General features: G+C 73.2%; 18 protein-coding genes. 5 read left to right on the top strand and 13 right to left on the bottom strand.

Annotated features, from left to right (window positions below):
* Positions 1–9: 9 nt before the first annotated feature.
* Genes BM223_RS21090 through BM223_RS21070 form a run of 5 tightly spaced genes read right to left on the bottom strand, consistent with a single transcriptional unit; the run spans position 10 to position 3,734 of the window.
* A complete protein-coding gene (locus BM223_RS21090) occupies positions 10–1,224 on the bottom strand; it encodes a TetR/AcrR family transcriptional regulator (RefSeq protein WP_038676514.1) in 1,215 nt (404 codons plus the stop codon).
* Positions 1,217–2,161 (bottom strand): patatin-like phospholipase family protein, encoded by a 945-nt coding sequence (locus BM223_RS21085; protein ID WP_200887058.1) that lies wholly within the window; start codon positions 2,159–2,161, stop codon positions 1,217–1,219. Before BM223_RS21085 ends, BM223_RS21090 begins: the two co-directional genes overlap by 8 nt.
* Positions 2,158–2,739: a sugar O-acetyltransferase gene (locus BM223_RS21080; RefSeq protein WP_038676512.1), complete on the bottom strand. Its 582-nt coding sequence runs from the start codon at positions 2,737–2,739 to the stop codon at positions 2,158–2,160. The genes BM223_RS21085 and BM223_RS21080 overlap by 4 nt, the downstream gene beginning before the upstream one ends.
* Before the next feature lie 3 nt (positions 2,740–2,742).
* Positions 2,743–3,240, bottom strand: coding sequence for a PGPGW domain-containing protein (locus BM223_RS21075; RefSeq protein WP_038676510.1), 498 nt, complete (start codon positions 3,238–3,240; stop codon positions 2,743–2,745).
* Positions 3,237–3,734, bottom strand: a complete 498-nt coding sequence (locus BM223_RS21070; protein WP_038676508.1) for a nuclear transport factor 2 family protein — start codon at positions 3,732–3,734, stop codon at positions 3,237–3,239. Before BM223_RS21070 ends, BM223_RS21075 begins: the two co-directional genes overlap by 4 nt.
* 48 nt (positions 3,735–3,782) lie before the next feature.
* Here BM223_RS21070 and BM223_RS21065 point away from each other — a divergent pair, with 48 nt between their 5' ends.
* The 4 genes from BM223_RS21065 (at position 3,783) to BM223_RS21050 (ending at position 9,177) form a co-directional block, all read left to right on the top strand.
* Positions 3,783–5,366, top strand: coding sequence for an adenylate/guanylate cyclase domain-containing protein (locus BM223_RS21065; RefSeq protein WP_038676506.1), 1,584 nt, complete (start codon positions 3,783–3,785; stop codon positions 5,364–5,366).
* A 107-nt stretch (positions 5,367–5,473) separates the two neighbouring features.
* Positions 5,474–7,195: an FAD-binding dehydrogenase gene (locus BM223_RS21060; RefSeq protein WP_235319102.1), complete on the top strand. Its 1,722-nt coding sequence runs from the start codon at positions 5,474–5,476 to the stop codon at positions 7,193–7,195.
* Positions 7,196–7,393: 198 nt separating this feature from the next.
* On the top strand, positions 7,394–8,428 hold the full coding sequence (locus BM223_RS21055; protein WP_038676502.1) for an ATP-binding cassette domain-containing protein: 1,035 nt from the start codon (positions 7,394–7,396) through the stop codon (positions 8,426–8,428).
* Positions 8,425–9,177, top strand: coding sequence for an ABC transporter permease (locus BM223_RS21050; RefSeq protein WP_038676500.1), 753 nt, complete (start codon positions 8,425–8,427; stop codon positions 9,175–9,177). The genes BM223_RS21055 and BM223_RS21050 overlap by 4 nt, the downstream gene beginning before the upstream one ends.
* On the opposite strand, the gene BM223_RS21045 is transcribed toward BM223_RS21050, so the two are convergent.
* From BM223_RS21045 to BM223_RS21030, 4 genes are all read right to left on the bottom strand, one after another.
* On the bottom strand, positions 9,078–10,364 hold the full coding sequence (locus BM223_RS21045; RefSeq protein WP_052138175.1) for a serine/threonine-protein kinase: 1,287 nt from the start codon (positions 10,362–10,364) through the stop codon (positions 9,078–9,080). The two genes, BM223_RS21050 and BM223_RS21045, sit on opposite strands and share 100 nt — an antisense overlap.
* 26 nt (positions 10,365–10,390) lie before the next feature.
* Positions 10,391–12,565, bottom strand: a complete 2,175-nt coding sequence (locus BM223_RS21040) for an MMPL family transporter (protein WP_038676499.1) — start codon at positions 12,563–12,565, stop codon at positions 10,391–10,393.
* Between the two features lie 121 nt (positions 12,566–12,686).
* Positions 12,687–13,163, bottom strand: coding sequence for a hypothetical protein (locus tag BM223_RS21035; RefSeq protein WP_038676497.1), 477 nt, complete (start codon positions 13,161–13,163; stop codon positions 12,687–12,689).
* The gene (locus BM223_RS21030; RefSeq protein ID WP_141267165.1) at positions 13,160–14,452 is read right to left on the bottom strand and encodes a PD40 domain-containing protein; all 1,293 of its coding nucleotides are present in this window, start codon (positions 14,450–14,452) and stop codon (positions 13,160–13,162) included. The genes BM223_RS21035 and BM223_RS21030 overlap by 4 nt, the downstream gene beginning before the upstream one ends.
* Positions 14,453–14,570: 118 nt before the next feature.
* Between BM223_RS21030 and BM223_RS21025 the strand changes: the two genes are divergently transcribed.
* Entirely contained in the window at positions 14,571–15,338 is a 768-nt protein-coding gene (locus BM223_RS21025) for a TetR/AcrR family transcriptional regulator (RefSeq protein WP_038676493.1), read from the top strand.
* A gap of 4 nt (positions 15,339–15,342) precedes the next feature.
* Here BM223_RS21025 and BM223_RS21020 read toward each other — a convergent pair whose 3' ends face one another.
* The 4 genes from BM223_RS21020 to tuf form a co-directional block, all read right to left on the bottom strand.
* Positions 15,343–15,732 carry a cupin domain-containing protein gene (locus BM223_RS21020; RefSeq protein ID WP_038676491.1) on the bottom strand — a complete coding sequence of 130 codons (390 nt, stop codon included), beginning with the start codon at positions 15,730–15,732 and terminating at the stop codon, positions 15,343–15,345.
* Between the two features lie 76 nt (positions 15,733–15,808).
* Positions 15,809–16,267, bottom strand: coding sequence for a MarR family winged helix-turn-helix transcriptional regulator (locus tag BM223_RS21015; RefSeq protein ID WP_038676490.1), 459 nt, complete (start codon positions 16,265–16,267; stop codon positions 15,809–15,811).
* On the bottom strand, positions 16,267–16,959 hold the full coding sequence (cobB, locus tag BM223_RS21010; protein WP_038676487.1) for a Sir2 family NAD+-dependent deacetylase: 693 nt from the start codon (positions 16,957–16,959) through the stop codon (positions 16,267–16,269). The genes BM223_RS21015 and cobB overlap by 1 nt, the downstream gene beginning before the upstream one ends.
* 74 nt (positions 16,960–17,033) lie before the next feature.
* Positions 17,034–18,221, bottom strand: coding sequence for an elongation factor Tu (tuf, locus tag BM223_RS21005; RefSeq protein WP_038676485.1), 1,188 nt, complete (start codon positions 18,219–18,221; stop codon positions 17,034–17,036).
* Positions 18,222–18,292: the final 71 nt, after the last annotated feature.

The following is an 18,292-nucleotide window of genomic DNA, read 5'->3' as shown; positions in this document are numbered from 1 at the left end:
AGGGCGAGGCTAGGACATGGGTCCGACGGAATCGGCGGGCAGCCCGAGCACGGCGCGACCGACCCGGCAGAGCACCACCCACGGATCGGCGGGGCCGGCCGACGCCGCCGGCAGGTAGCGCCGCAGCGTGTTGACCGCGATCTGCGCCGAGCGCACCAGCGCATGGGCGTCGGGTGCGGTCAGGTCGTCGCGGACGGCGGCGAGCAGCACGGCCCACTCGCTCACGTAGTCCTGCTGGGCCCGGCGGATCGGCGCCCGCTCCTCGGGCCGCACGTTGCCGATCTCGGTGAAGAGCGGGGACAGCGCGTCGCCCTGCGCGACGTTGATCCGGACGAACGACGCCAGCGTCCGGTCGAGCGCCGTGGCCGGGTCGTCGGTGCCGGCCAGCACCGCGGCGAGGTCGAAGTAGAGCGCATCCAGGCAGCGCATGATGACCTCGACCAGGATCGCCGACTTGCCCGGGAAGTGGTGGTAGAGCGTCGGCCCCGAGATGCCCGCGGCGGCACCGATGTCGTCCATCCCGACGACCTGGTAGCCGCGCTCCGCGAACAGCCGGACGGCGGCCGCGAGCGCCGCCTCGCGCCGGGACGAGGGCTGCAGCCCGCCCGACGTGGCCGGCCGCTCCGCCGACACCGGCGCCATCTCCCCCAGGGGGAGCCACGGCACGGCGGCGACCGCGGTGGCTGCCGCCACCATGAGCTGCTGGGCCCGCGGCTCGGGGACCGTCGCCCGCTCGTACGCGCGCCCGCTGTCGAGGACGGCGTGCACCGCGACCGAGAGTGCCGCCACGTCGCGGCGGTCGAGGTCCGGCCGGGCCGCGGCGAGCGCGGTGCGCAGCGGCTTCAGCGCCCTCCCGTAGCGGGCGGCGAGCTCGTCGCGCTGCGCGGGCTCGAGGAAGCGCGCGTTGCGGTCCCACAGGGCGTGCGGACGTCCCGGCCGCAGCAGGTGACGGGCGGCGTGGCCGAGCAGCGCCGCGAGATCGGCCGGCCCGTCGTACGCCTCGGCGAGCTGGGCGATCTCGAGCTCGATCGCGGCGACCAGGAGCTCGGACTTGCCGCCGAAGTGGCGGTAGAGCGCCGGCCCGGTGATGCCCACCTCGGCCGCGATGTCGGCGACGAAGGCGTCGGGATAGCCGCGCCGCGCGAACTGCCGGGCCGCGGCGGCGACGATCAGCTCCTTGCGGTTGCGGGGCCTGCGCTGCGCACCAGGACCGGGCTCAGCCATCGAGGAAGGCCTGCATCACCGCGCGTCCCTGCTCGATGGCGGCGTCGATCGACGTCAGGTCGCCACTCAGCCGGGACACGTCGGGAGCGCCCAGCGGGGGCCGCACCTCGACGAGCGTCGGTACGTCGGCCCGGGTCCCCTCGGCGAGCCGCAGGTCGTCGGCGGCATAGCTCCGGTGGCGCCCGATGTGCGCCGCGCCGGCGGCCCGCCCGTGGCGCAGGAAGTACGGCGCGAGCAGCATCCGCTCGAACCGCGAGGGCGGGACGGCGCGCTGGTCGGTGCGGCGGGTGCGCAGCACGAGCACGTGGGAGGCCCCTTGGTCGAGCGCGGTCCGGTAGGGGACGCCCTCGGAGAGGCCGCCGTCGACGTAGCGCCGGTCGCCCACCCGGACCGGCGGACCGGCCAGCAGGGGGATGCACGAGCTGGCACGCAGCGCGGTCTGGGCGCTGAGCCGGTCGGTGACATAGGGGGCGAGGTCGACCGCGGTGCCGGTCGCGGCGTCGGTCGCGATCGGGTGGAAGCCGATGGGGTTCGCGACGATCGCGTCGAAGTCCATCGGCGTGATCGACTCGTAGACGTGGTGGACCAGACGGGCCAGGTCGACGACCGGACGGCCGCGCAGCATCCGCCGCGGGTCGGTCACCTTCGCCGCCGCCACCTCGGGCCAGGCCCAGCTGCGCAGCCACTTGCGGCCCTCGCCGGTGAGCAGCCAGGCACCGTTGAGCGCGCCGCCGGAGGCGCCGTAGACGTGGTCGAAGGCGTCGGTCAGGCCGGCCTCGTCGATCGCGAGCGCCATCCCCGCCGAGTACGCCGCCCGGCTGCCGCCGCCCTCGATCGCCAGCGCCACGCGGTGCCCGTCGTCGCGGTGCCCGGGCCGGCTGCCCGTGCGCAGCCGCTCCCGGAGGACCGTGGCGAGCGGGACGATCGTCGTGCTCACGCGGGGAGCTCCCGCACGACGCGTGCCGGGTTGCCCACCGCCAGCACGCCCGCAGGCAGGTCGCGGGTGACCACGGAGCCGGCGCCGACGACCGTGTCGGCACCGATGGTGACGCCGGGGCAGACGATGACGCCGCCGCCGAGCCAGACGTTGTCGCCGATCTCGATGGGCTGCGCGGACTCCCACTTGTCGCGGCGCGGCCCGGCCTCGAGCGGGTGGAGCGGCGTGAGGAGCTGGACGTTGGGGCCGATCTGGACGTCGTCCCCGATCACGATGGGCGCGACGTCGAGCGCGACGAGGCCGAAGTTGACGAACGACCGCGCGCCGATCCGGATCTGGCTGCCGTAGTCGACGTGGATCGGCGGCCGGATGCCGGTGTCCTCCCCCACGGCGCCGAGCAGCTCGCCCAGCAGCTCGTGGCGCCGGTCGCGCTCGCGCGCCGTCGTCGCGTTGTACGCCGTGGCGAGGTCCTGGGCACGCAGGTAGGCCTCGACCAGGTCGGGGTCGTCGGCCAGGTAGAGGTCACCAGCGAGCATCCGCTCGCGCATGCTGCGGCTGTCGTCGTCCGGGCCGGTCATCGCTCAGTCCTCGTCGTCCTCGTGGTGCCGGCGCTCGTCGGCGTCGTTGATCTCGCCCTCCAGCGCGGCCCGGGCCTCGGGCTTGCCGTGGAAGCGGCGGAACGAGTAGACGATCAGGACCAGTGCGATGACGCACGACAGCAGCAGCGTGATGCCCGTCCAGACACCGCCCGGGAGCCACCAGCGCTCCGCGATCGGCCACCAGTTCGGCATGTCGGGGTCGACCAGCCACACGACGCCGAACGCACCGATGGCGAGCGCGCCGATGGTCGACATGATCACCCGCGGCCAGGTCTCGACGCCCTCGGCCGCGGCACGCAGCGCCCGCAGGAGGACGGGGTCGAGCAGCCGCTCGGCCCAGGTGTACTGCTGCGAGAGCACCGCCAGGCCGGCCGCCATCAGCAGCAGGCCGGGGCCGGGGAGCACGAGCGCCGCGACGCCCGCGACCAGCAGCAGCCAGCCGAGGACCTCGAGCAGGAGGCGCTTCGCCGCGCCGGTCACCGGCCACCACCGAAGCGGTCGAGCCAGGTGAGGACGTCGTCGTCGGCGTTGCCGTGGGCGGCGGCGATCCGCGCCCACTTCTGCGCCATCGCGTGGAAGCGCAGCGGGTTGTAGACGTCCTCCTCGCCGGAGAAGAGCCCGTCGCCGGCGTAGGTCATGATCGTGATGTTCGGCTCGGTCAGCATCGTGCCGTCGCCCGGGTCGGGCATCGGGTTGAGCACCTCGCAGACGAGCCGGCCGGCGTCGGCGTCGACGACCTGCCACGACACGGGGAACTCCGGCATCAGCCGCCCCGGGTACGACGTCATGGTGCGCACCGCCCAGTCCCGGATCTCGTCACGGCCGGTGAACGTACCCATCGCGTGCTCGACGTACACCGCGTCGGGGGTGAACAGGTCGGCATAGCCGGTCCAGTCGCCGGACGCAGCGAAGCCGGCGACCTTCTCGTGGAAGGCGGCGTAGGCCTCGGTGATCTCGGCCGCGGGAGCGCTCATGTCCCCGATCCAACCAGAGCGGCGCAATGGCGCACTACGCTTCGCCCCATGCCGCGTCGGTCCGTCTCCCCCCGGCGCAGCCCGTTCGGATCCCGGATCCTCGGCCCGCGCGACCAGCACCCCCGTCAGCTCCGGATCCGGATCCAGGTGCTGCTCACCGTGCTGCTCGTCGGGACGAACCTGATCGGCGCCCTCGTCGTCTTCGTCATCAACACCTGGGCCATCCCCTCACCGGCCCCGAACCGCGAGATGGTCATCGCGCTGGCGATCGCCATCCCGACGTACGTCTTCGTGGCGGCGGCGATCGGCGCCGTGTGGGGGACGACGACGTCGCTGCGCGCGCTGCGGTGGGCGACCCAGCCCGGGGTCGACCCGGACCGCACGCAGCGGGCCCGCGCACTGCGGGTGCCGCTCACCCTGACCGTCATGCAGCTGACCATGTGGCTGGTCGGGACGGTGCTGTTCACCGTGCTGACGATCGTCCTGCAGCCCTCGCGCATCCTCGGCACCGCGCTGACGGTCACCATCGGCGGCATGGTGGTGGCCGGGATCTCCTACCTGTTCACCGAGTTCTCGCTGCGCCCGATCGCGGCGCGGGCACTGAGCGACGTCCGCGTGACGGGCCGGATCCGCGGTGTCGGCGTCGGCCCGCGGATGGCGATCTTCTGGACCCTCGGCACCGGCGCCCCCATCGTCGGCCTGCTCATCGCCGCCGTCCTCGCGGTCACGCCCGGCGGCGACGACGCGACGCTCGGCCAGCTCGCCGTCGTCACGATCATCGTGTGCTGCATCGTGCTGCTGTTCGGCTTCCTGCTCACCGACCTCAACGCCCGCTCGGTCGTCGCCCCCCTCCTGTCGGTGCGCGACGCGATGCGCGCCGTCGAGGCGGGCCACCTCGACACCGACGTCGTCGTGTACGACGGCACCGAGCTCGGCCAGCTCCAGAGCGGCTTCAACGACATGGTCGCCGGCCTCCGGGAGCGCGAGCAGATCCGCGACCTCTTCGGTCGCCACGTCGGCCAGGAGGTCGCCGCCGCGGCCGCCAGGCTCGGCGCCGGCGAGATCGAGCTGGGGGGCGAGACCCGCACCTGCTCGGTGCTCTTCGTCGACCTGGTCGGCTCCACGACGTACGCCACCGAGCACGGGCCGACCGAGGTGGTCGCCGTGCTCAACCGCTTCTTCGGCGTCGTCGTCGACGAGGTCGACCGGCACCACGGCCTGGTCAACAAGTTCATCGGCGACGCCGTCCTCGCGATCTTCGGCGCTCCCGTCGAGCTCGCCGACCACGCGGCCGCCGCCCTCGCCGCCGCCCGCGCGATGGCGGCCCGGCTCGCGGTCGAGGTGCCCGAGGTCGGCGCCGGGATCGGCGTCGCGACCGGCCAGGTCGTCGCCGGCAACGTCGGCCACGAGCAGCGCTTCGAGTACACGGTGATCGGCGACGCCGTGAACTCCGCCGCCCGCCTCACCGACCTCGCCAAGGACGTCCCCGGCGGCGTCCTCGCGTCCTGGGCCTCCGTCGAGGCAGCCGGCCCCGACGAGGCCGCCCACTGGCGCGGTCACGGCGACGTCGTCCTCCGCGGCCGCTCGGCCCCCACCCTGCTCGCCGTCCAGGCCAGCGCCTCGAGCGCCTGACGGGCGCACGCTCTTGTAACTCAGTGTTCAGTGCACTACCAGGGTGGTCGACACCCCTGGTAGTGCACTGAACACGTAGTTACATGAGATGTGGCAGGCTCCCCCGCGTGACCGAGGGCGCTGTGGACCAGGGATTCGAGCCGGACGCGATCGTGGTGGGGGCGGGGCTGGCCGGCCTCGTCGCGACCTACGAGGCGACGCGCGCGGGCAAGCGCGTGCTCGTGCTCGACCAGGAGAACCGCGCCAACCTGGGCGGCCAGGCGTTCTGGTCGCTGGGTGGGCTCTTCCTCGTCGACTCCCCCGAGCAGCGCCGGATGGGGATCAAGGACTCCTTCGACCTCGCGTGGCAGGACTGGCAGGGCTCGGCGGGCTTCGACCGCATCCCCGACGAGGCCGACGGGACGCCCGGCCAGGACCACTGGGCCCGGCAGTGGGCCGAGGCGTACGTGCGGTTCGCGGCGACCGAGAAGCGCGCCTACCTGCGCGACCTCGGGCTCAAGGTGCTGCCGTTCGTCGGGTGGGCCGAGCGCGGCCGCGGCGATGCGTCGGGGCACGGCAACTCCGTGCCGCGCTTCCACCTGACCTGGGGCACCGGCCCCGAGGTGGTCCGGGTGTTCCTCGAGCCGGTCCTCGCCGCAGAGGAGGCGGGCCTGGTCCGCTTCGGCTTCCGGCACCGCGTCGACGAGCTCGTGACGGCGGACGGCGCCGTGGTCGGCGTCCGCGGCGCGGTGCTCGAGCCGTCCAGTGTCGAGCGCGGCTTCGCGTCGACGCGGGTCGAGGTCGGCGCCTTCGAGCACACGGCTGCCGCCGTCGTCGTGACGACGGGCGGCATCGGCCACAACCACGACCTGATCCGCGCGAGCTGGCCGGCCGACCGGCTGGGACCGGCGCCGCGGCACATGATCAGCGGAGTCCCCGCGTACGTCGACGGGCGCGGGCTCGCGATCGCCGCCGAGGCCGGCGCCCGGCTGGTCAACCCGGACCGGATGTGGCACTACACCGAGGGCATCCACAACTGGGACCCGATCTGGCCCGACCACGCGATCCGGATCATCCCGGGCCCGTCGTCGCTGTGGTTCGACGCGACCGGGCAGCGGCTGCCCGCCCCCAACTACCCGGGCTTCGACAGCCTCGGCACGCTCGCCACGATCGGCGCGACCGGCTACGACTACACGTGGTTCGTGCTCACCCAGTCGATCATCGAGAAGGAGTTCGCGCTCTCCGGCTCGGAGCAGAACCCCGACATCACCGGCAAGGACCTCAAGGTCATGCTCAAGGCGCGCCTGGCCAAGGGCGCGCCCGCGCCGGTCGAGAAGTTCAAGACCGACGGCCGCGACTTCGTCGTCGCCGACACGCTCGACGAGCTCGTCGACGGGATGAACGCGATCGTCGCGGGCGACTCCCCCACGCGCGGGCCCGCGCTCGACGCCGCCGTCCTGCGCCGCCAGATCGAGGCGCGCGACGCCGAGCTCGACAACGGCTTCAGCAAGGACTTCCAGCTGATGGCGGTCAACAACGCCCGCCGCTCGCGGACCGACAAGCTGATCCGGGTGGCCAAGCCGCACAAGGTGCTCGACCCCGAGCACGGCCCGCTCATCGCCGTCCGGCTCAACATCCTGACCCGCAAGACCCTCGGCGGCATCGCCACCGACCTGTCCTCGCGGGCCGTCGGCCACGACGGCGCGGTCATCCCGGGCCTGTACGCCGCGGGCGAGGTCGCCGGCTTCGGCGGCGGTGGCGTGCACGGCTACAACGCGCTCGAGGGCACCTTCCTCGGCGGCTGCATCTTCTCCGGGCGCGCCGCCGGACGGGCGATCGCGCGCGGCTGAGCCGCCCCGAGCCGCCCCGAGCCGCCCCGAGCCGCCCCGAGCCGCCTGACGAGCCCGCCACCCGAAAATCCCCTCGCCGATGAATCCCCGTCGGTGGCAGGGTCTGAGAGGGGTGGCGGGGCGTGGGGTGCTGGCTTGACAGCCCCTATTCAATTTTGAATACTCGCCATATTCAACCTTGACTACGAGGGGATCGAGATGATCGAAGCACGAGGACTCGTGCAGACCTTCCACACCGGGCAGGGCAAGCAGAAGCGCGAGGTCCCGGCCGTGCGCGGGGTCGACCTCGACGTCGCCGAGGGCGAGGTGGTCGGCTTCCTCGGGCCCAACGGTGCGGGCAAGACGACCACGCTGCGGATGCTGACCACGCTGCTCCGCCCGACCGCCGGCACCGCCCGGGTGGCCGGCTACGACGTGGCGACCCAGGCGGTCGACGTGCGGCGCAGCATCGGCTACTGCTCGCAGGTCGGCTCGACCTTCTCCGGCGCCTACGCCGGCGACGAGGTCGTCGACCACGGCATGCTCTACGGGATGTCCAAGAAGGCCGCTGTGACCAAGGGCCAGGAGCTCTTCGACAAGCTCCAGCTCGAGGGTCTGTGGCGGCGGATGCCGAAGAACATGTCCGGCGGGCAGAAGCGGCGCCTCGACATCGCGATGGCGCTCATCCACTCCCCCGGCCTGGTCTTCCTCGACGAGCCCACCACCGGCCTCGACCCGCAGGCCCGGATCAACCTGTGGCAGCACATCGCCGACCTGCGGACCAAGGACGGCGCGACCGTCTTCCTGACCACGCACTACCTCGACGAGGCCGACGCGCTCGCCGACCGGATCGTGATCATCGACAAGGGCGAGATCGTGGCCAGCGACACCGCGGACAACCTCAAGGCCGCCGTCGCCGGCGACCTGGTCGACCTCGAGGTCGGCACCGACGAGCAGGTCGCGGTCACCCGCGACAAGCTCGGCTCGATCAGCGTCGAGGTCGAGGTCGAGGGCCGCCACGTCCGCGGCCGGGTCGCCCGCGCCGGCAAGGCCGTACCCGGCCTGCTGCGCGACCTCGACAACGCCGGCGTCTCGCTCGAGTCGATCGAGGTCGTCCGGCCCACGCTCGACGACGTCTTCCTCACCCTCACCGGGCGCTCCCTGCGCGACGCCGAGGCCGCGGCCGAGGCCAAGGAGGCCTCCACCGACGCCGGCGCCGACGACGCCACGACCCCCGAGGGAGCCTCGGCATGAGCACCTTCTTCCGCGAGTCCTGGATCGTCTTCAACCGCCAGCTGCGGATGAACCTGCGCAACCCCGCGTGGGTGATCATCGGCATGCTGCAGCCGGTCCTCTACCTGCTGCTGTTCGGACCGCTCCTCGAGCCGGTCATCGCCCAGCTCGGCGGCAACAAGTACACCTGGTTCGTGCCGGGCATGCTCGTCCAGCTCGGCATCTTCGGCGCCTTCTTCGCCGGCTTCTCGCTCATCGGCGAGTGGCGCGAGGGCGTCATCGAGGCCGAGCGGGTCACCCCGGCGCACCGCTCCGCGCTGCTGTTCGGGCGGCTCTACCGCGACCTGCTCCAGCTGTTCGTGCAGGCCGTGATCCTGATCGGACTCGGCCTGATCCTCGGCATGGACGCCTCGTTCGGCGGCATCGTGCTCGGCGTCGTGCTCACCCTGATGCTCGGCGGCGCGTGCGCCGCGGCGTCCAACGCGCTGGCGCTCACCACCAAGAGCGAGGACGTCATGGCGCCGGTCATCAACGTCGTGATGATGCCGGTGCTGCTGCTCAGCGGCATCCTGCTCCCGATGAGCTTCGGCGCCGGCTGGCTCGAGCGGCTCTCGGACTTCATGCCGATCAAGCACATCGTCGACGCCGTGCGCGCCTCGTTCTTCGGCGACTACGACAGCTCGCTGCTGTGGGGCGTCGGCTGGACGGTCGTGCTCTTCGGGCTCGCCGTCTGGTGGGGCACGTCGGTGTTCAAGAAGGAGAACGCCTGAGCCGGGCGCGCCCCCGGTCCGGCCGGGGGCGCGCCGGACGAGCCGGGGTCGTCGCGCAGCAGCAGCGCGAGCCCGACCCCGATCGCGGCGGCGGCGATCGCCGCGGCCAGCATCAGGAGCCACCACTTGCCGGTGCCCATCCCCGTGCCACCTGAGCGGGCCGCGGGAGCCGGGGCCGACAGGTAGGCCGGCGGCGGTGCGTAGACCGGCGCCGGCGCCGGCGGAGCCACGGGCGGCGGGGCCGGTGCCGGCGGAGGAGTCGGTGTCGGCGCGGGCGTCGGCGGCCGGACGGCGGTCGGCCCACCCACCACCGGCACCGCCGAGCCCGGCGTGACCGGCAGCCGCAGCGCGGCCTGGAGGTCGGCGCTCATCTCGGCGGCACGCTGGTAGCGCTCGCCCGGCTCCTTGGCCATCGCCGTGCGCAGGATCCGGTTGGTCGCGTGCACCATCGGGCTCGCGCCGGCCAGCTGCGGCACCGGTTCGCGGACGTGGGCGGCGACGAGCTGGTAGTCCGACATCCCCCGGTACGGCGGCGCGCCGGTCAGCGCCACCCAGAGCAGGCAGCCGAGCGCGTAGATGTCGGTGACCGCGCCCGCCCGGGCGCCGCCGTGCAGCTCCGGCGCCATGTACGACGGCGTGCCCGCGGTCGTCGTGCTGAACAGGGTGGCGTCGGCGTTCATCCGCCGGGCGATGCCGAAGTCGGCCAGGTAGGCGCGCACGGCACCGGGCCGGCGCCGGACCAGGACGTTGCCCGGCTTGATGTCGCGGTGCACGAGACCGGCGTCGTGGGCGTCGGCGAGGCCGCTGCTGATCTGCTCGATGATCTCGAGGGCCTCGACCAGCGTGGGCGTGCCCTCGGTCCGGATCAGGTGCCCGAGGTCGCCGCCGGGGATGAGCTGGCTGGCGAGGTAGAGGTAGCCGTCCTCCTCGCCGTGCGCGTAGACCGCGACGACGTGGGCGGACTCGAGCGACGCCTGGGCCCGCGCCTCGCGGGTGAACCGCTGCCGGAACTCGGGGTCGTGGGCGAAGAGCGGGGCGATGACCTTGAGCGCGACCTCGCGGCCGAGGTTCTCCTCGAGGGCCCGGTAGACCACGCCCATGCCGCCCTGGCCGAGCTGCTCGAGCAGCCGGAAGCGCCCGATCCGGGCGCCCGGAGCGAGGTCGCCGGGCGGCTGCGGGGAGGACACACCCTCTGTTCTACCGGACCGAGGGGTCAGGCGCCCGCAGGCACCGGCTGCCGCTCGTCGGTGGGCGCGCTGCCGGCGTCGTCGTCCGGGCCGCCCTCGCGGAAGCCGTGCCGCGCCCACCAGCGGGCCAGTGGCGCGGGTGCCCACCAGTTCCAGCGGCCGAGCAGCTTCATGGTGGCCGGCACGAGCAGGGCCCGGACCACGGTCGCGTCGACCAGGATCGCGACGAGCATGCCGAGGCCCATCATCTTCATGAAGACGACGCCGCTGAGGCTGAACGCGCCGATCACGACGGCGAGCAGCAGCGCCGCGCTGGTGATGATCCGGCCGGTCTTCTGCACGCCGGTCTGCACGGCGAGGTCGTTGTCGCCGGTCGCGTCCCACTGCTCGCGCACCCGGGAGAGCAGGAAGACCTCGTAGTCCATCGAGAGGCCGAAGAGGACGGCCAGCATCACGATCGGGTTGGTCATGTCGAGGAAGCCCTGCGGCGTGAACCCGAGCAGCCCGGACAGGTGGCCGTCGCTGAAGATCCAGGTGACCACGCCGAACGAGGCGGTGATCGAGAAGGCGTTCATCAGGACCGCCTTGAGCGGCAGGACCACCGAGCCGAAGGCGAGGAAGAGCAGCACGAGCATCACGCCGACGACGATCAGGCCCATCAGCGGCAGGTGGTCGCCCACCGACGCGGCGAGGTCGACGGTGTCGGCGGTGAGCCCGCCGACCAGCGCCTCGGAGCCCGGCGGCGCGGGGACCGCCCGCAGGTCGCGGACCACCTGCTGCGAGGCCTCGGTCTGGCTGTTGCCCTCCCACGCGGCCCGCAGCAGCGTGGCGCCGTCGTCGCTCGCGACGGCGCGGACGTCGACGACGCCGGGCACGCCCTCGAGCCCCCGCGTGTACGACGCCAGCGCGGCCTCGTCGGCGTCGCGGACCAGGATGTTGGCGGTGGAGCGCTCGGGGCCGAACTCGCTGTTGAGCCGCTCGGAGGCCTGGTGCGAAGCGGTGTCGGCCGGCAGCACCCGGTAGTCGACGCTGCCCCACTTGACCCCGAGGAAGGGCGAGGCGACGGCGAGCAGGACGACGGCGACCGCAGTCGCGACGACGATCGGGCGGCGCATCACGCCGCGCGCCAGCCGGGCCCAGGCGCCGTGGTCGCTCTCGACCGGCGTGGACCGCTGGAGGAACGGGATCCGGAGCGCGTCGATCCGGGTACCGAGGAGCGCGAGCGTGGCGGGGAGGACGGTGAGCGCAGCGACCATCGCGATGAGCACGGCGGCGATGCCGCCGTACCCGATGGACTTGAGGAAGGTCTGCGGGAAGACGAGCAGCGAGCTCATCGCCGCGGCGACGGTCAGCGCCGAGAAGGCGACGGTCCGGCCGGCGGTGGCCATCGTGCGGACGAGCGCGCGCCGTGTGTCGTCGGGCGTGCGCGCGATCTCCTCGCGGAAGCGGGAGACCACGAAGAGCGCGTAGTCGATCGCCAGGCCGAGCCCCAGCAGCGTGATGATGTTGGGCGCGAAGATCGAGACGTCGACGACCTGGTTGAGCCCGGCGATCGTCGCGCGGGCCCCCAGCACCGCGACCGCGCCGACGAGCAGCGGCATCAGCGCCGCGACCACGCTGCGGAAGATGATGAGCGAGAGCAGCAGCACGACCGGCAGCGAGACCAGCTCGGCGCGCAGCAGGTCGGACTTCGTCTCCTCGTTGACGTCGCTGTAGACGGCGTACGGACCGGCGAGCTCGGTGTGCAGCGTGCTCTTCTCGACCGCGGGCCGCAGCTCGTCGAAGGAGTCGATGAACTCGTTCTGGCTGCTGCCGGCGAGCGAGACGTAGACGGCCGTCGCGTGCCGGTCGGTGCTGACCATCGCGGGGTCCTGCGCGTCGTACCAGGTGGCGACGGAGACGACGCTGTCGCGCGGGATGCTCGCGACCGTCCGCTCGACCTCGGCCCGGAAGGCCGTGTCGGACACGGTGGCGTCGTCGCTGGAGAACAGCACGATCGTGTCGATGGAGCGGTTGCCGAAGGCGGCCCGCTCCTGGACCAGCTCGCGAGCCGACTCGGTGCCCGGGTCGTCGAAGCCGCCGGCCGCCAGCTTGTCCTCCAGGCCGACGCCGGCCAGCGCGGCGAGAGCGGTCACGCCCAGGCCCACCAGCAGCACGGCCACCGCTCGGCGCACGACCAGGGCGCCCCATCGCTCGATCATGGTCAGTCCTCCGGTTGCGTGGCAGTGATGCCGGATCAGGTCAGTTAACAGGCTTAACGGTAAACGCCGTTAACGACCGTGTCAACGCATCACTGCCACGCCCCGAGCCACGGGACCGGCCTCAGCCCCGGGAGAACGCGAGCACGAAGCCGCCCTCCTGCGGCGTCACCTGGAGGAAGACGTCGCCGGCCGTCGCGGTGACGATCGGGCGACCGATCCCGTCGGTCTCCCGGGCGGCCCCGAACGACGCGAGCGCGGACTCGTACCCGGCCAGGACCTCCTCCTCCGACGCATCGGTGGCGTACGACGCCGTCTCGTTCTGCCCGCCCACGGTCTCGCTGGTCAGGCAGAGCACCGCCTCGACCGGCGGGTCCGGGAAGCCGTCGGGCAGCAGCGAGATCTGGCCGAGGTCCGGCGTGCCGAACGCCTGGGGGAAGGGCCCGCGGCACTCCTCGGGGACGTCGCCCGCGGCGTCGCCGCCGTCGCTCCCGCCGTCGGCCTCGACGCCGGGGGTGGGCGTCGGCTCGGTGTCGTCGTCGCCGCACCCGGCGGCGAGTAGGGCGAGGGCCGCCAGCACGGCGGCGAGCGTGGTCCTCATCGGCGCACCTTGACGACGCGGCTGGTCGCGACGGCGTCCCGGAAGCCGGCGCTGCTCACGGTGACCCGCACGCTCAGCTTGCGCCGGCGGTCGGCCTTGGTGACCTTGTACGTCGCACCCGTGGCCCGCGGGATCGCTCGCCCGTTGCGCAGCCACTGGTAGCGGAAGCGCGCCGGCTGGGGGCTCCAGGTGCCGGCCCGGGCCGCGAGCCGGGCGCCGGGCCGCACCACGCGGGGCGCCTTCACGCTCGGCGCCGCGCGCAGCCCGAAGCGGTGGACCGGGCGGACGCTCTGCAGCCCGGCGTTGCTCCAGTACGGCGCCCGGGCGCCCGGCAGGGCGAGCGTCTCCTGGACGGCGCAGTCGAGCGGGGCGTCCTTGACCCAGACGCCGCCGGGGCCGGCCCAGGCCAGCGCGCTGCTGTCGGGCGCGAAGGTCGGGCTGGCGAAGGCCGCGCTGGTGGCGCCGGTCCAGCAGCGCTGGGTCGGCCAGGTCGGCGGAGGTCCGCTGAGGGCGTTGCCGTTGACGCTCGAGATCATGATGTGCGCCTCGTGCTGCTCGCCACGGGTCGACGCGAAGATGGTGCCGTCGCGCGAGACGGTCGGCTCGAAGAGCGGGTGGAAGTCGGTGGACGCCTGGCCGTCGTTGAACCAGAACTGCTGGTCCCGGGCCAGGTCGAAGAGGTGGATCGAGTCGAAGTCGGTGCCGTTGAGGACGAGCCTGCTGCCGGTCACCCACGACGGGTTGTCGTAGTAGCCCACGCCGTACTGCGTGGCCGGCGTGAACGCGGTCGCGGCGCTGACGGCCGTCACCCACCGCTCGCGGCAGGCGCCGCCGGTGTCCGGGCAGACGAAGTGCTCGTAGGTGTAGGTGATCTTGGAGCCGTCGGGCGAGATCGTGGTGTCCGCGATCCGGCCGCCGATGGGCTCCCTCGAGGAGTCCTTGAGGTCCGGCGGGTCGAACGAGCTGAGCACCGTCCCCCACTGGTCCATCCGGTAGACGACGGGGCCGCGCGCGGCGACGACGATGCCGTTGTCGGCGCTGCTCGGCGAGAGCCACGGGTTCGCGCTCGTGCCGTTGGTCGTCAGCCGGCGCTCGCCGGAGCCGTCCGGCCGCGCGACATACACGTCGTGGCCCTTGAGGTAGACGATCGTGCCGAGGGACGCGGGCGCGGCCGCGGCGGCGGCCGGCAGGGGGGCGGCCGCGCCGGCACCGGCGCCGGGGAGCCCGGTGAGGGCCAGGATCGGGAGGGTCAGCAAGGCGCAGGTGCGCAAGAGCCGGGAAGGTCGCATGAGCCGAGGCTCGGCCGCCCGGCGACCCGGAACCCAGTGCCGCACGGCCCGACTTCCCGGGCGCCCAACGCTAACGACGTAAACTGAAGTGTCAGGCTGTCACAGTCGAGGAGCACCCATGGCCCATCTCCGCGCGCCCGTCACCCGCCGCGAGCGGCAGCGCGAGGCGACGTACGACGAGATCGTGCAGGTCGCCTGCGCTCTCCTCGACGAGGGCGCCGACCTGTCCCTGCGCGCCGTGGCCGGCCGCATGGGGATGACCGCGCCCGCGCTGTACCGCTACGTCGCGAGCTACCAGCAGCTGGTCGACCTCGTCGCGTTCGAGCTCGACAAGGCGGCGACGGCCGAGTGGGAGCAGGCCGCCGCGCGCTTCCCCGACGACGACCCGGCCGCCCGGCTGGTCGTGGCGTGCGTGCGCTTCCGGCACTGGGCGCTGTCCCGGCCGCACCAGTTCGCCCTCGTCTTCGCCAACCCGATCGCCGAGGCCGACTCCGAGCGCCGGGAGCTGCTCACGCTCTCGACGTCCGGGCACTACTTCACCGACCTGCTCTGGAACATCTGGGAGAAGCACCGCTTCCCCTACCCCCGGCTCGACGACCTCGACCCGGTCATCCGCGAGGCGGTCCTCGAGCCGCTGATCCCGGCCAAGGCCGAGCACATCGCGCCCTCCGAGCGCGGCCTGCTGTGGATCTACATGCGTGCCTGGTCCGCGCTCTACGGCGTGGTCACGCTCGAGTCGACGGGGCACTGCGACCCGCGCGTGATCGCCTCCGGGCAGCTGTTCCGGGCCGTCGTCCTCGAGTGGCTCGCGCCGCTGGGCCTCGAGGACGAGCGTGCGCGGCTGACCGCGATCCTCGACGACGAGCTGGCCCGGACGCGGGACTGAGACCTCACGCCACCCACGGCGGGACGACGGGCTCGCCCGGCGTCCCCTCGTCGGCGATCGGCACGGCCCGGCCCCGGCCGGTGCCGCACACCAGGAACTCCACGTCGCCGGCGCCGGCCGCGATCCGGCGCTGCGCACCGGCCGGGAAGGTCACCGCGTCCCCGGGCGCCAGCCGCCCCTCCGTGCCGTCCCCGGCGACCGTCGGCTCTCCGGCGAGCACCACCCAGACCTGCTCGACGTCGAAGAGGTGCCGCGGACCCTGCTGACCCGCGGCCATCGCGACCCGCCAGACGCTGAGGTCCGCGGTCGCGCTCAGCGTCGGCGAGGCGAGCGTGGTCATGACGGCGTTGGGGGTGGTCGAGACGCGCTGCTCGGCAGGGCGGGTGATGCGCACAGGGGGCCTCCGAATGGTCAAGGTGCTTGACCATCACCGTACGGGCATGCCCGATAATGGTCAAGCAGATTGACGATCACCAGACCGGGCGCACCCCGCCGCCGGGTGCCGGAGGCGCCGCGGCCAGGTAGGTGGCGAGCGCCTCGGTGAGCGCGTCGTAGCGACGCGGGCCGACCCGCGCCGCCACCTCGTCCTCGACCGTGCGCCAGGCGCGGTCGGCCAGCGTGAGGACCTCCCGGCCGCGCGCGGTCGCGGTGACGTCGCGGGCCCGGCGGTCGGCGGCGTTGACCGCTCGCGCCACCAGTCCCCGGCCCTCGAGCTGGTCGACCATCTGGCTGGCGGCCTGCTTGGTGACCTGGAGCAGCTCGGCCAGCCCGCCGATGCTGGTCGGCGCGCCGGCGACCGCCCGCAGCAGGTAGGCGTGCGCGGGCTTGAGCTCCTCGCCGAGCAGCTCGGCGAGCACCTCGGCATGGCGGTCGGCCAACGCCCGGAAGGCGAAGGCGAACTGCATCCCGAGGTTCGGCTCGGCGCCCATCAGCCCCAGAACACCTCGCGCACCCAGGCCGGCACCAGCTCGCCGGCGCGGCCCTGGCGCGACTCGTGGAAGAAGTGGCTGCCCTCGCTCGGCTCCAGGTTCAGCTCGAGCGTCCGGGCGCCGTGCCGGCGGGCGTGCTGGACGAAGCCCGCGGCGGGGTAGACCGCGCCCGACGTCCCCACCGAGACGAAGAGCGCGGCGTCGGCGAGGGCGTCCGAGATCCGGTCCATCTCGTAGGGCACCTCGCCGAACCAGACGACGTCCGGGCGCAGGTCGGCGGCCCCGCACTTCGGGCACACCGGCTCGTCGGCCAGGGTCCCCTCCCACGGCACGACCGCTCCGCAGGAGCGGCACATCGCCTTGAGCAGCTCGCCGTGCATGTGGATCACGTTGCGCGAGCCGGCCCGCTCGTGCAGGTCGTCGATGTTCTGGGTGACGACGAGCAGTCCCTCGCCGAGGGTCTCCTCGAGCTCGGCCAGCGCCCGGTGCGCGGCATTGGGCTCGACGGTGCGCAGGGCCGCGCGCCGCTCGTCGTAGAAGCGCTGCACGGTGGCCCGGTCGCGGTCGAAGCCCTCGGGCGTCGCGACGTCCTCGACCCGGTGCCCCTCCCAGAGGCCGTCGGCGTCACGGAACGTCGGCACGCCGCTCTCCGCGGAGATGCCGGCACCGGTGAGGACGACGATCTGAGGCACGAACGGAGGCTACCCGCCACCGCGGTGACGGGCGTCACCTGCCCGTGCCCCAGACCGCCGCGCCGTCGTCCCGGTCAGTCGAGGAGCTCGGCGACGGTGCCCGCCGCGACGGTCCGGCCGCCCTCACGGACGGCGAACCCGAGGCCGACCTCCATCGCCACCGGCTTGCCGAGCTCGACGACGACCTGGACGGTGTCGCCCGGCGCCACGAGCGTCACCTCCCCCAGGTCCATCCCTCCGGAGACGTCGGTCGTCCGGAAGTAGAACTGCGGGCGGTAGTCCGCGGCGAACGGCGTGTGCCGGCCGCCCTCGGCCGCGCTCAGCGCGTGCAGGTTCGCACGGAACCGGGCGTGCGGAGCGACCGAGCCGGGCGCGGCCAGCACCTGGCCCCGGCGCACGTCCTCACGGCGGACGCCGCGCAGGAGGATGGCCGCGTTGTCGCCGGCCTGGACCTCGTCGAGCGTCTTGCCGAAGGTCTCCAGCCCGGTCGCCACGCTCGCGACGGTCGGGCCGAGACCGACCACCTCGACCGCCTCGCCGGCGCGCAGCGAGCCGCGCTCGACCGCGCCGGTGACGACCGTGCCGCGCCCGCTGATGGTGAGCACGTTCTCGATCGGCATCAGGAACGGCTCCCCCAGCTCGCGCTCGGGGACCGGCACGTAGTCGTCGACGGCCTGCAGGAGGTCGGCGACCGAGCGGGTCCAGCGCGGGTCGCCGTCGAGCGCCTTGAGCGCGGAGACCCGCACCACCGGCACCTCGTCGCCGGGGAAGCCGTACTCGCCGAGCAGCTCGCGCAGCTCGAGCTCGACCAGGTCGAGCAGCTCGTCGTCCTCGACGGCGTCGGCCTTGTTGAGCGCGACGACGAGGTACGGCACCCCGACGCGCTGCGCCAGCAGCACGTGCTCGCGGGTCTGCGGCATGGTGCCCTCCTGCGCGGAGACGACCAGGATCGCCGCGTCCACCTGGGCCGCGCCGGTGATCATGTTCTTCACGTAGTCGGCGTGCCCCGGCATGTCGACGTGGGCGTAGTGACGGGTCGCCGTCTCGTACTCCACGTGCGCGATGTTGATCGTGATCCCCCGCTGGACCTCCTCGGGAGCGCGGTCGATCCCGTCGAAGGCGACGAAGGTGTTCTGGGTCGGGTCGGCGTCGGCGAGCACCTTGGTGATCGCCGCGGTGAGCGTGGTCTTGCCGTGGTCGACGTGACCCATCGTCCCGATGTTGAGGTGCGGCTTGGTCCGCACGAACTGGCTCTTGGCCATGGTCGTTCTGCTTCCTTGCTGGTGATTCGTCGGCGTACGACGTGGGCGAGGGCATGCCAGACCGCTCGCGC

The sequence above is a fragment of the Pimelobacter simplex genome, assembly GCF_900114845.1.
Classification (GTDB): domain Bacteria; phylum Actinomycetota; class Actinomycetes; order Propionibacteriales; family Nocardioidaceae; genus Nocardioides; species Nocardioides simplex.
The sequence above is the reverse complement of the archived record's forward strand: the minus strand, read 5'-3'. Positions and strand labels throughout refer to the sequence as shown.

Excerpts from the sequence above, each read along its gene's own strand:
- BM223_RS21065 (WP_038676506.1), top strand. The coding sequence starts at position 3,783 with ATGCCGCGTCGGTCCGTCTCCCCCCGGCGCAGCCCGTTCGGATCCCGG.
- BM223_RS21030 (WP_141267165.1), bottom strand. The coding sequence starts at position 14,452 with ATGCGACCTTCCCGGCTCTTGCGCACCTGCGCCTTGCTGACCCTCCCG.
- BM223_RS21015 (WP_038676490.1), bottom strand. The coding sequence starts at position 16,267 with ATGGGCGCCGAGCCGAACCTCGGGATGCAGTTCGCCTTCGCCTTCCGG.
- BM223_RS21040 (WP_038676499.1), bottom strand. The coding sequence starts at position 12,565 with ATGATCGAGCGATGGGGCGCCCTGGTCGTGCGCCGAGCGGTGGCCGTG.
- BM223_RS21025 (WP_038676493.1), top strand. The coding sequence starts at position 14,571 with ATGGCCCATCTCCGCGCGCCCGTCACCCGCCGCGAGCGGCAGCGCGAG.
- BM223_RS21090 (WP_038676514.1), bottom strand. The coding sequence starts at position 1,224 with ATGGCTGAGCCCGGTCCTGGTGCGCAGCGCAGGCCCCGCAACCGCAAG.
- BM223_RS21070 (WP_038676508.1), bottom strand. The coding sequence starts at position 3,734 with ATGAGCGCTCCCGCGGCCGAGATCACCGAGGCCTACGCCGCCTTCCAC.
- BM223_RS21055 (WP_038676502.1), top strand. The coding sequence starts at position 7,394 with ATGATCGAAGCACGAGGACTCGTGCAGACCTTCCACACCGGGCAGGGC.
- BM223_RS21050 (WP_038676500.1), top strand. The coding sequence starts at position 8,425 with ATGAGCACCTTCTTCCGCGAGTCCTGGATCGTCTTCAACCGCCAGCTG.
- tuf (WP_038676485.1), bottom strand. The coding sequence starts at position 18,221 with ATGGCCAAGAGCCAGTTCGTGCGGACCAAGCCGCACCTCAACATCGGG.
- BM223_RS21080 (WP_038676512.1), bottom strand. The coding sequence starts at position 2,739 with ATGACCGGCCCGGACGACGACAGCCGCAGCATGCGCGAGCGGATGCTC.
- BM223_RS21035 (WP_038676497.1), bottom strand. The coding sequence starts at position 13,163 with ATGAGGACCACGCTCGCCGCCGTGCTGGCGGCCCTCGCCCTACTCGCC.